Below are 12,389 nucleotides of genomic sequence, written 5' to 3'. Positions count from 1 at the left end.
TCTTTAGTTAATGAGGTGCAGCACAAATGGCATTGTCTGTCGGAACAACGCTGCTTTTGCCCAAGCTGGATTCAGCATTTCTAGTTCGGAAAGCGCCTGTTCGTATTGCAATCCCCCCCCTAATCCTGCCGTTGCCAGAGTGCGCACAAACAAACATTTCTCCTGATGTTGTTTTTGGATATCGGCATATAACGCCAGCAGGTCCGGCTGGGATACCGCGAAGAAATCGGCCTCGATTTGCGCCGTTTCCATATGCTGAGCCCACTGCAACATTTCAGTGAAAAGCTGCTCGCTGGCCAGACTATCGCCAAGCATCCGCAGCGCTACGCCTTGCCAGAAGAGATAGTCCACAGGCTGATCGTTGTAATAGCTATGAATATTGATCGCCCGATCGCCAAACACCGCCTTGTGGAAGCATTCGACAGCGCGGTCTTCCCTACCCTGCTGTCTGGCACAAACCCCCAGCCAAAACCAGATATCGTTATCGGTCTGTCCCGGTAGTCGCCCTTCGCTAAGGTTATCCGGATAGTGCAGTGCCGATAACAGCAGCGCTTCTGCCTGCTGCGGTTGCTGCTGGTGAATATGCTGCCAGGCACGCAATAGTTGGTTGATAACAAACTGGCTGGTCACTTTTCCTTCACCGCCTTCCCAGGGGTGAAATTTACGCGAGGAGAGCACGCAGGCCGCCTGCTCAGTTTTCCCGGCGAGATGCCAGAGATGCAGTAGCTCCGCAGTTAAATCATCACGTTTCAAAGCCGTTGCGAGATGGGCTTCCAGCCGGGAAAGACGTTTTTCCGGCTCCGTCGCGGTCAACTTATCCAGCAGATCGCGTTCAAAGAGCAAACGAGCATCTTCCGGTTGCTGAGCGCAGGCTTTATCCAGATACGTTGCCGCTAGTTCAGCATTACCTTGCTTATTCCATGCATGAATTGCCAGCCCTCGCCATGCATCGGCAAAATCAGGAGCCATTTCAACGCAGCGATGCCATAGACGAGTCGCTTTCTCATAGTTACGGCGACTATAGTGGAAGCAGGCGAGCAGGTGCTGAGCAAAATAGCACTCGGTTATATTCTCCAGCGCCGCCACTTCCACCAGCAAATTGGGGAAACGCACGAAGTCAGGAAATACCTCGCGAGCGCGGTTTATTAGCGCAGAGCGCTCATCCCCCTCGCTCAGGCTGGCTTGTAAATAGAGAGGCAGCGTTTTCTGACAGTTAAGCCTGGCCAGCACGACCTTTGCCCGATCGACCATTCCCCAGCTCAGCAATAATCCGGCGGTTTGCAGGGCGTTAATGTCCCGCGACTGGCATACGGCTGACCATCGCGCCATATCCGTTTCGGCCCCTGATATCACTGCGTTTAGCCACCACAGGGTCGGATTTAGCGGATAATCACGCAGCAGTTTCTCGACGTGCTGCTGCGCCTCGCGGCGACGGCCCGTGAGATGCAGTAACAAGGTTTCCAGAGACAGCACGTCCTGGTTGGTCGGGCACGCCAGCAGGCTTTGCCGACAAAAACTCAACGCATCGTCATAACGCTCGTTTCGCGTAGCCAGCCTGGCAAGCCCATAATATCCACCCGCTTTGCTGTTGCCGCTCCACACCGCGCGCCAAAAATCCTCTTGCGCATCGTGCCACTGCTGTAGACGCTCTCCGGCACTGGCGCGGATCATGCTAGCCTGCCCACACTGAGGGTTTTTATTCAATTGATGGGCGCGCGCCAGCGCCCGAGTCGCATAATCGATTGTTCGTGGGTAGTCTGCGCGATTATATTCCAGCATCGCCAGCGCCAGGTTGCAGCGATAATCCTGTGGATCCAGTTCAATGCCGCGAAGGTAATAGTCGAAAGGTGAACGGCTGGCGTGGTGATACTGCTCCAGGTGCTGACCAATAAACCACGCCTCATCGACGCTGTTTATCTCTCCCGCGCTTAACGGCGTTATCGCCACTTCCGGTAACGGTAACTCCTGCGGTTGATGTTCCTGATAACGCAATACGCACTTGCCATGACTATCAAGCAATTCCACCGTCAGGCGAGCAGGCTCGATACCGACTAGCGCGCCCTGAACGGCGGTACATGGCGTCAGCTCAATCATTTCATCCAGCAGCGGCTGCGGATTGCCCTCTTCACGAAGGGTAAGGCGATGTGCGCTAAGAGGAGAAATAGCATAGACGCCCCATGCAATGCCGCCATCTTCTCGTTGCAGCTTAATCACCGCATCACGCGAAGCGTTCTGCACCATACCCAGTGAATGATAAGGCAGGAAATATTGCTCGAAGCGTTTTTCTTCAAACGGATCGAGCCAGGTAAAGTCAGGCTGGTTGTCGGCAAAAATACCGGTCATCAGTTCGATATATGGCCCGTTCTCATCGGTCAGATTTTTATCCCACGCCTGACCAAATTCGCTGTACCCCCAGCTCCACTGTTTTTTCCCCGGCGCAATGTGATGATCCGCGACGTGCAACAACCCGCCATTTTCATCGTGACACCAGGCACCGACAAAATCGTACTCTGATTTTTCAGCCATGTAGGAGGTCGGGACCGGGACGTTCTTATAGCATGAGATATCGACGCCAGCCGAATAGTCCACCTTGTAATAAGTGCCGGTGGCGATCGGGAAGCCTGAAACTGCACGTTTGCCGTGATCGAATACCGCAGTCACATCCGGCGGGAATACGCTTTGATGCCCGTCGCCACCTTTCACCGCAGGATTCGCCCACCATAAGAAATGGCGCGGCGTGGCATTGTTGTTGTAGACCCGGCTGCCAATTTCCAGCGCCGCACGCTCCGGGCGCAGCGTAAATCCGGTCATTACCTGCAGCCCATGCATCGGCTCGGTCTCGCCAACCCAAACGGTTTTTGAGCCATCATCATTTTCGCTAATCGTAAAATCTATCGGCATATAGGTGGTGGGACGGTGGTGCTGCGGCCAGTTAAACTCAATTCCGCCGGAGATCCATGGGCCAAGCAAGCCAACCAATGCGGGCTTGATGACATCATTGTGATAAACGAAATCGCGCTGTCTGACCTTATCCCATGCACGGTGTACGCGCCCCCCTAACTGGGGCAGGATCATGATCTTGATATAGTCGTTTTCCATCCATACAGCCTGCCAGGCCTTTAGCGTTTTATCCTCGCTCAGCGTATCCGTTACACCATAGGGATACACTGCCCCGGAAGACCCTTGATAAACCCGGTTCTCCAGAAACATGGGGTGAGTATCCTGCGCCCCTGTTTCATAGGTTGGAATCTGTACCGTTTCCTGCCAAACGTTTACTGAACTCATAATGCCCTCAAAGTTAACAAGACATACTGAAGTGAAATAATGAGAGCAGTTTAATGGACAGAATCACGGCTTTTACGCACAATAATCACGCAATTTAGTTAACAAGGTTTAGTTTATGAAAGCCTGTATTAACAATCAGCAGATTCGTCATTACAACAAGGGCGTACTACTGGAATATCTGTACCGCAAGAAACGGGCTAGTAAATCGACACTCGCGCGGCTGGCGCAAATCTCTATCCCTGCGGTCAGCAATATTCTCCAGGAGCTGGAGGAAGAAGGACGTGTCGTTAACGTCCAGGACGATCGTCTGTCGCGCGGGCATAGCAGCGGTGCCTGGCTTATCGCGCCCGACGGCGACTGGACATTGTGCATGAACATCACGCCAACCAGCATCGAGTGTCAGCTTGGCAACGCCTGCCTGAGCGCGAAAGGCGATGTGGAATACCATGCCATTGATGCCCCTACCCCCCAGGCATTGTTGGCTGCCATTGAGAAATGCTGGCATCAGTTCCGTAAGCATTGGCCAAATCGCAAAATCAACCTGGCGCTGGCGGTTCATGGACAGGTTGATGCGGGAACGGGAGTCTCACAAACGATGCCGCAGGCTCCCTGGAAGCAGCCCGTGGAGATGAAATATCTACTGGAAGAAAAGCTCAATGTGCGCGTCATGGTCGATAACGACTGCGTGATGCTAGCGCTGGCGGAAAAATGGCAAAACGACGGGCAGTACCGGGATTTTTGCGTGATCAACGTTGATTACGGTATTGGCTCCTCATTCGTTATCAACGACCAGGTCTGGCGCGGTAGCCTTTACGGCAGCGGACAAATCGGCCACACGATTATCAATCCTGATGGTGTGGCCTGCGACTGCGGGCGATACGGCTGCCTGGAGACCGTGGCTTCCCTTAGCGCATTGAAAAAGCAGGCAAGGATGTGGCTTAAAACACAGCCCAACCTCGCGGATAATCCGGAAGCGCTCACCATCGATGCTTTAATTGAAAAATGGCAGCAGGGTGATTCCCGGCTGCATACATGGGTTGAAGACTCGGCAAATGCCATCGGGCTTAGCCTCTACAACTTTCTCAATATATTAAATATAAACAATATCTTATTGTACGGTCGCAGTTGCGGCTTTGGCGAGAAGTGGCTAAATACCATCATCAAACAAACCGGTTTCAATCCGTTTGATCACCGTGATGCCCCGCGAACCCGCGCTACCCAAATCGGCTTTGGCAAGCTGACCCGCGCCCAGCAGCTGATGGGGATCGGTTATCTGTACGTTGAGGAGCAGTTACAAACGCTGCGTTAATCGCGAGCGGCGCGTGGCGGAGCGCAAAATTGTGTATTACGTTTAAATCACACGTCTCTCATAACGAGCTGATTATGAACACACTACGCTATTTTGATTTTGGCTCTTCCCGCTCCCTGCTGCTGTTGATTGCCCGTATCGCGGTAGTGGTTCTGTTTATTCTTTTTGGCTACCCAAAACTGCTGGGCTTTAGCGGTACGGTGCAATATATGGCTTCATCCGGCGCGCCGATGCCGACGCTGGCGGCGATTATTGCCATCATAATGGAAGTCCCTGCGGCCATTTTGATTGTGCTGGGCTTTTTCACCCGACCGCTGGCGGTGCTGTTTATTTTTTATACCCTGGGCACGGCGGTTATTGGCCATCACTATTGGGATATGTCCGGCGATGCGGTACTGCCAAATATGATTAACTTCTGGAAAAACGTCAGTATTGCCGGAGCCTTCCTGCTACTGGCGATAACCGGACCCGGTGCTATTTCGCTCGATCGGCGTTAATCCGCCAGACGCAAAAAAGGCCGCAATCGCGGCCTTTTATTCGCTTTAAATAACAGAGCGTTATGCGTAAACCGGGAAGCGTGCGCAGATATCCAGCACTTTACCCTTCACGCGCTCAATGACCGCTTCGTCATTGATGTTGTCCAGCACGTCGCACATCCAGCCGGCCAGTTCTTTCACTTCCGCTTCTTTAAAGCCGCGACGAGTGACCGCCGGAGAACCGATGCGGATACCGGACGTCACGAACGGACTTTTCGGATCGTTCGGTACGCTGTTTTTGTTGACGGTGATGTTGGCACGACCCAGCGCCGCGTCAGCTTCCTTACCGGTCAGGTTTTTGTCGACCAGATCCAGCAGGAACAGGTGGTTTTCAGTGCCGCCGGAAACCACTTTGTAGCCACGGTTCAGGAACACTTCCACCATCGCTTTGGCGTTTTTCGCCACCTGCTGCTGGTAGACTTTGAACTCTGGTTCCATCGCTTCTTTCAGCGCCACGGCTTTCGCCGCGATGACGTGCATCAGCGGGCCGCCCTGAGCGCTTGGGAATACGGCTGAGTTCAGTTTTTTGTACAGCTCTTCGCTACCGCCTTTCGCCAGGATCAGGCCGCCGCGCGGACCCGCCAGGGTTTTGTGGGTAGTCGTGGTGACAACGTGAGCATGCGGAACCGGGTTCGGGTAAACGTCAGCAGCAATAAGACCGGCAACGTGTGCCATATCAACGAACAGGTATGCACCAATGCTGTCTGCGATTTCACGCATTTTTGCCCAGTCAACCACACCGGAGTAAGCGGAGAAGCCGCCGATAATCATCTTCGGTTTGTGGGTTTGCGCCTGCTTCGCCATGTCCTCATAGTCAATTTTACCGGACTCATCGATGCCGTAAGGGATGATGTTGTACAGTTTACCGGAGAAGTTAACCGGGGAGCCGTGAGTCAGGTGACCACCCTGCGCCAGGTTCATACCCAGAACGGTATCGCCCGGTTGCAGCAGCGCGGTGTAGACCGCGAAGTTAGCCTGAGAACCGGAGTGCGGCTGAACGTTAGCGTAGTCGGCGCCGAACAGCTCTTTTGCGCGGTCGATAGCCAGTTGCTCAACGATATCAACGTATTCGCAGCCGCCGTAGTAGCGCTTGCCCGGATATCCTTCAGCGTATTTGTTGGTCAGCTGAGAACCCTGTGCCTGCATAACGCGCGGGCTGGTGTAGTTCTCGGAGGCGATCAGTTCGATGTGCTCTTCCTGACGTACTTTTTCCTGCTCCATAGCCTGCCACAGTTCGGCATCATAATCGGCAATGTTCATTTCACGCTTTAACATCCGCATCTCCTGACTCAGCTAACGATAAAATTTCTGCCTAAAAAGGCGGTCCAATCGGACAACGGCCCACAGTATAACTGAATCATTCTGTGATAACAGGTCTTGACAAATGATTTTACGCAAACGATTGGCTCCGCATTACACAAGGCTTTGAGCAATAACGCTCCTGAGATTATCAACGGATTTCTTTTCAGGTTTGTGATGCAAATAATTCATGTTGTAACCACCTTACGGCAAAGTGTTAAAGAACCATTTACAAAGCAGGGGTATTTTTATAAGATGCATATAAAATACATCATTAAGATGACTCATATAAGGAAGCTGCTATGCTCGACGCTCAAACCATCGCAACGGTGAAAGCCACCATTCCCCTGCTGGTTGAAACCGGTCCAAAGCTGACCGCCCATTTTTACGATCGCATGTTTACGCATAACCCTGAACTCAAAGAAATTTTCAACATGAGTAACCAGCGCAATGGCGATCAGCGTGAAGCGCTGTTTAACGCGATTGCCGCCTATGCCAGTAATCTTGAGAACCTGCCCGCCCTGCTGCCAGCGGTCGAGAAAATCGCCCAGAAGCACACCAGCTTCCAGATCCAACCAGAGCAGTACAATATTGTCGGTACTCACCTGCTGGCCACCCTTGACGAGATGTTCAGCCCGGGCCAGGAAGTGCTGGATGCCTGGGGCAAGGCCTACGGTGTTCTGGCTAACGTCTTTATTAACCGTGAAGCACAAATCTACAGCGAAAGCGCCAGCAAAACCGGCGGCTGGGAAGGCACTCGCGCGTTCCGCATCGTGAAGAAAACTCCGCGCAGCGCACTCATCACCAGCTTTGAATTTGAACCCGTCGATGGCAGTGCCGTAGCTGAATATCATCCAGGCCAATATCTGGCGGTCTGGCTGAAGCCGGAAGGTTTTCCGCATCAGGAAATTCGCCAGTACTCTCTAACTCGTAAGCCCGATGGCAAAGGCTATCGTATCGCGGTTAAGCGTGAAAACGGCGGACAGGTTTCAAGCTGGCTGCATGATTGCGCCAAAGAAGGGGATGTGATTTATCTGGCGGCACCAGCAGGTGATTTCTTCCTCAACGTCGCTGTGCAAACACCGGTCACGCTGATCTCCGGTGGCGTAGGCCAAACGCCGATGCTGGCGATGCTGGATGTCCTGGCGAAAGCGCAGCATCCGGCGCAGGTTAACTGGTTCCATGCGGCAGAAAACGGCGACGTTCACGCCTTCGCTGACGAAGTTAGCGCGCTGGGCAAAACCCTACCGAAGTTTGCATCTCACATCTGGTACCGCAGTCCGGGCGAAGCGGACCGCCAGGCTGGCGTATTTAATAGCGAAGGATTGATGGATTTATCGGTACTGGCCGACAAGCTCAGCGACCCGCAGATGCAGTTTTATCTGTGCGGCCCGGTGGCGTTTATGCAGTTTGCCGCGAAGCAGTTGGTTGAGCTGGGCGTAAACAGCGAGAACATTCATTACGAGTGCTTCGGCCCGCATAAGGTGCTGTAACCAGAGCGACGGATACAGGCGACCCGGGAAGTGACCGGGCCGCCATCTAGTTTATCCGATTAAATCGCTTCGTCGTCTTCTTCACCGGTACGAATACGAATCACGCGCGCAACGTCAAAGACAAAGATTTTGCCATCGCCAATTTTGCCCGTCTGGGCCGTGCGGATAATGGTATCGACGCAGGTATCGACGATGTCATCGGTAACAACAATTTCGATTTTCACTTTCGGCAGAAAATCCACCATGTACTCCGCGCCGCGATACAGCTCGGTGTGCCCCTTCTGACGGCCAAAGCCTTTCACTTCCGTTACCGTCATCCCGGTGATGCCGACTTCGGCCAGCGCTTCACGCACGTCATCCAGTTTGAATGGTTTAATAATCGCATCAATCTTTTTCATGGTTTTCCTGTCTTAGAGCCTATCCCATTAAGGCTATTTTACTTGCCATTTTGAACCTGGGCAGTGCTCAAAATCCTCACGTACTACGTGTACGCTCCGGTTTTTCCGCGCTGTCCGTGTTCAAACTGCCTGCGACAATAACGCCTACTGGGATAGGCTCTTAATCGCGTAACCGGTTGCTAACCGTATCATAACTTGCGTCATCTTGCGGAGCTACTCTTTAAAGTCGTTGGCTTCAAGCTCGTGGCGCGACAGCAGCTTATAAAACTCGGTACGGTTGCGCCCCGCCATCCGAGCCGCATGCGTGACGTTGCCTTTGGTGATTTGCAGCAGCTTGCGGAGGTAGTTCAGCTCAAACTGATTACGCGCCTCGACAAACGTCGGCAGAGCGGTATTTTCCCCCTCCAGCGCCTGCTCCACCAGCGCATCGCTGATCACCGGCGAGGAAGTCAGCGCCACGCACTGCTCAATCACGTTCACCAGTTGGCGTACGTTCCCTGGCCATTTGGCGGCCATCAGCCGCTTCATTGCATCCGTGGAGAAAGCGCGAACAAACGGTTTATGGCGATCGGCAGACTGGCGCAGCAGATGATTAGCCAGCAGCGGGATATCTTCAGTGCGATCGGCCAGCGGGGGAATTTTCAGATTCACCACGTTCAGGCGATAAAACAGATCTTCACGAAACTCACCGCGGGCCATCGCTTTCGGCAGATCGCGGTGGGTAGCGGAGATAATCCGCACATCAATATCAATATCGCGATTGCTGCCCAGCGGGCGTACTTTGCGCTCCTGCAGGACGCGCAACAGTTTCACCTGTAGCGCCACCGGCATATCGCCTATCTCATCAAGAAACAGCGTGCCGCCTTCGGCAGCCTGAAATAAACCTTCGCGATTGCTAACAGCACCGGTAAAGGCACCGCGCGCGTGACCAAATAGTTCCGATTCCAGCAGCTGTTCGGGTAACGCGCCGCAGTTAATGGCGATAAAGGGTTTGTCACGGCGCGGGCTGGCGTTATGGATTGCCTGAGCAACAATCTCCTTCCCGGTACCGCTTTGCCCATTGATCAGTACGCTCACGTCCGACTGCGCCACCATTCCGGCCTGCTCCAGCAGCCGCTCCATCAGCGGGCTGCGGGTAACAATCGCCTGGCGCCAGCGCTCATCGGTTGTCGGCGCGCTTTGCTCCAGCGCGTCATCGATGGCCTTATACAGGGCGTCTTTATCCACCGGTTTGGTCAAAAAGCTAAATACGCCCTGCTGCGTCGCGGCAACAGCATCCGGAATGGAGCCATGCGCGGTCAGGATAATCACCGGCATTCCCGGCTGTACCTTCTGGATTTCGCTGAACAGCTGTAAACCGTCCATCTCATCCATCCGCAGATCGCTGACCACCAGATCGACTTTGTCACGCCCCAGAATGCGCAGCGCCTCCGGGCCGCTTTCGGCAGTGACCACACGATACCCTTCGCTGATAAGACGCATACCCAGCAGCTTCAACAAGCCCGGATCGTCGTCTACGAGCAGCAGATGGGCGGGTTTACGGATCGTCATGAATCACCTCCGGGACTTTCTCGCTGCCGTGCCCGGCATCAGAACTGAAATTGCCTCCAGGCTTACGGCTGGAGAGCTGGCGCTCAATATCGGTGAGGTTTTCCAGCTTACGAGTGGTGAGCTCAAGCTGGCTGCGTAACTCCAGCGCCTGCTGGTGCAGCGCCTCAAGCTCGGCATCGCTGGATTGCTGCAATTTGGCGTAGCGGGAACGCTCATCAACCAATTGAAGCTGTCGGCCCTGGCCTTCGCGCCAGAGCTGATAAAGCGGGCGTACCTGCACGGCGATTTGCGGGCTGAAAGTATCCAGACTATTCACCAGCGCCCGGCGTTCATCTGGCGTAATTTTGGCATCCGCCAGCAAAATGCCGCGCTTAAAAGCATCCTGCCAGCTGTCATCATTATGCAGCTTAGCTTCCGCACGCGCCTGCGCCGGGGCCAGACGATCTGCACAATCGATCCCCCGCAACCAGTAGAGCGGGTTTTTATCGCTGGTCTCGTTTTGCAGATCCCAGATGTCGGCGCACTCTACCGAGAGAAAATCGGCGACCTGATGCTGCGGCAGCGCGGAGAGCGTTTTACCATCCGCGGCCTGTGGTGATGTGGAGGCGGAACATCCCGCCAGCGCCAGGCAAGAAATACCTGACAGCAGCCATCCCCTAAGAGGACGGACAAATGCGAAGAAGTGGGACATATTCACCCAATATTAATTTATGCGTTGTTTTTTCCAGGCTCAGCGGCGGGCAGCGTGATACGAAAACAGATAAGCCCAGATTTATCATCAACCAGGCTCAGCTCGCCCTGCATTTGCCGTACACAGTCACGAGCGATGCTTAGCCCCAGACCGCTGCCTTTTACCGCCCCTTTACGCTGGTGGCTTCCCTGATAAAAAGGCTCGAAAATCATCTGTTTTTCCGCAGGCGGGATCGGCTCGCCATTATTGATAACGTCAATGCACACCTGCTCGCCGTGCCGATAGCTATGAATTTGAATGTTACCGGATTCAGCACCATAGTGCACCGCATTGGAGTAGAGATTGTCCAGAACGCTCACCAGAAGTTCGGGCTCCGCCAGGCAAAAGCGCTGGGTGAGCGTCAAGTCGGTTTGCATCATTTTAGCTCTTGCCGGCAGGCTATGGGCGGAAACCACATTGTTCACCAGCTCAGCGAGATTGACCGTCTCGCGTGCAACCGGGCCATCGGCCTGCTGCCGGTTGTAATCCAGCAGTTGTTCAATCAGCTTTTGTAGATTGCGGCTGCTACTATCAAGAATCTCCACGATCTCCTGCTGTTCGGGCGTTAGCGGCCCGGCCACGCGGTCAGCGAGCAGTTCCGTCCCTTCACGCATGCTGGCCAGCGGCGTTTTCAGCTCATGGGAAAGATGGCGCAAAAACTGATGACGCTGGGATTCCAGCCAGGCGAGACGTTCGCTCAGCCAGATAATGCGTTTGCCGACGGATCGCAGCTCTCGCGGGCCGGTAAACATCGCGGTATCATCCAGCGATTTTCCTTCACCCAGCCGATTAATCATTCTCTGAATACCTTTCACCGGGCCGATAATCATGCGGGTGAAAAGCAGTACCAGCGCCAGGCTGAGCAGAAACAGAACCAGCGCCTGCCAGCCGAAGAACTGGCCGCGTTCGGCAATCTCCTGTTGTAGCTGCTGCCCGCGAGAGTAGACCACCGTTCGGGTCGCCTGGACCATATCGCTATTGGCAGCGGCAAAAGCTTCCAGGCTGGCGGCAGATTTCGCCGTCGGACCGCTATTTTTGCACTGGAGTTCCGCCAGATCGTCGAGATCCTGACGTAGCGCCTGCCAGATTTTTTCATCCGGCAGGACACCCGCGTGAGCATCAAGCATTTCACTGTAGCGCTTACGCTGATTTTGATAGACCCGCGCCAGGGTTGGATCATCCAGCACGCAATACTGCCGGTAGCTGCGCTCCATCTCCAGCGCAGCATTGATCATCGCCTCGCTGCGCCGGGCGTCGATAAGAGTGGTGCGATTGATATGCGCCGCCTGCGCGCTCAGCGCGTTAAGGCTTTGCCACGCCTGCCAGGCCAGAACCAATAGCGGGAGCAGGATCAGCACAAAGGAGAGCGTGACCAGTTGGCGCAGTGAACGGGGGAACAGGGAGAGTCGCTTCAAGGATATCGTCTCAATCATTAGCTCACTACGATGCTAACTGAGGACGCAATAAACATCTACGCCAGAAATAATAAAGCCAGGCTACAAGAGCCTGGCTTTATTAAGCAATGAGGCGGTGCCTTACTCGACGTTTCGCCCGATGACTGATAAAGCAGAGCTGTTATCAGGAGTTGGACGGCAGGCACCTGTTTGTGCGTCATTCGAGGTTTATGTAGCGCTTCCCGAGGGGGCTGACATAAGAAGGTGAATGAGCCACTGGTTATAATTATGCACGAACTATGCCAAATCGCAAAATATTTTATTAACACAATGAAATATAATGTCTTTTTACCATTTTATCACAGTAATGATAATGGTCATTATCTTTGCAAAG

9 protein-coding genes are annotated in these 12,389 nt (G+C 53.9%); 3 read left to right on the top strand and 6 right to left on the bottom strand.

Going from position 1 to position 12,389, the window contains the following annotated elements:
• Window positions 1-3 precede the first annotated feature (3 nt).
• The gene (locus DA718_RS07360) at window positions 4-3,285 is read right to left on the bottom strand and encodes a DUF5107 domain-containing protein (RefSeq protein ID WP_112215443.1); all 3,282 of its coding nucleotides are present in this window, start codon (window positions 3,283-3,285) and stop codon (window positions 4-6) included.
• Between the two features lie 115 nt (window positions 3,286-3,400).
• Between DA718_RS07360 and DA718_RS07355 the strand changes: the two genes are divergently transcribed.
• Both DA718_RS07355 and DA718_RS07350 read left to right on the top strand, forming a co-directional pair.
• On the top strand, window positions 3,401-4,594 hold the full coding sequence (locus tag DA718_RS07355; RefSeq protein ID WP_112215442.1) for an ROK family transcriptional regulator: 1,194 nt from the start codon (window positions 3,401-3,403) through the stop codon (window positions 4,592-4,594).
• Window positions 4,595-4,668: 74 nt separating this feature from the next.
• Window positions 4,669-5,091, top strand: a complete 423-nt coding sequence (locus tag DA718_RS07350) for a DoxX family protein (protein ID WP_112215502.1) — start codon at window positions 4,669-4,671, stop codon at window positions 5,089-5,091.
• Between the two features lie 60 nt (window positions 5,092-5,151).
• Here DA718_RS07350 and glyA read toward each other — a convergent pair whose 3' ends face one another.
• Window positions 5,152-6,405, bottom strand: a complete 1,254-nt coding sequence (gene glyA, locus DA718_RS07345; RefSeq protein WP_112215441.1) for a serine hydroxymethyltransferase — start codon at window positions 6,403-6,405, stop codon at window positions 5,152-5,154.
• 326 nt (window positions 6,406-6,731) lie between these two features.
• Here glyA and hmpA point away from each other — a divergent pair, with 326 nt between their 5' ends.
• On the top strand, window positions 6,732-7,922 hold the full coding sequence (gene hmpA, locus DA718_RS07335) for an NO-inducible flavohemoprotein (RefSeq protein ID WP_112215440.1): 1,191 nt from the start codon (window positions 6,732-6,734) through the stop codon (window positions 7,920-7,922).
• Between the two features lie 59 nt (window positions 7,923-7,981).
• On the opposite strand, the gene glnB is transcribed toward hmpA, so the two are convergent.
• The 4 genes from glnB to DA718_RS07315 form a co-directional block, all read right to left on the bottom strand.
• Window positions 7,982-8,320, bottom strand: a complete 339-nt coding sequence (gene glnB, locus DA718_RS07330; RefSeq protein ID WP_041146740.1) for a nitrogen regulatory protein P-II — start codon at window positions 8,318-8,320, stop codon at window positions 7,982-7,984.
• 213 nt (window positions 8,321-8,533) lie between these two features.
• Complete coding sequence (glrR, locus tag DA718_RS07325; RefSeq protein WP_112215439.1) at window positions 8,534-9,871, bottom strand: two-component system response regulator GlrR; 1,338 nt, start codon at window positions 9,869-9,871, stop codon at window positions 8,534-8,536.
• On the bottom strand, window positions 9,858-10,562 hold the full coding sequence (gene qseG / locus DA718_RS07320) for a two-component system QseEF-associated lipoprotein QseG (RefSeq protein ID WP_112215438.1): 705 nt from the start codon (window positions 10,560-10,562) through the stop codon (window positions 9,858-9,860). Before qseG ends, glrR begins: the two co-directional genes overlap by 14 nt.
• Before the next feature lie 17 nt (window positions 10,563-10,579).
• The gene (locus tag DA718_RS07315; RefSeq protein WP_112215501.1) at window positions 10,580-12,016 is read right to left on the bottom strand and encodes a sensor histidine kinase; all 1,437 of its coding nucleotides are present in this window, start codon (window positions 12,014-12,016) and stop codon (window positions 10,580-10,582) included.
• Window positions 12,017-12,389: the final 373 nt, after the last annotated feature.

Origin of the sequence: Klebsiella huaxiensis, from assembly GCF_003261575.2 — a bacterium.
GTDB classification, from domain to species: domain Bacteria; phylum Pseudomonadota; class Gammaproteobacteria; order Enterobacterales; family Enterobacteriaceae; genus Klebsiella; species Klebsiella huaxiensis.
This window is presented reverse-complemented; position numbering and strand designations above follow the sequence as displayed.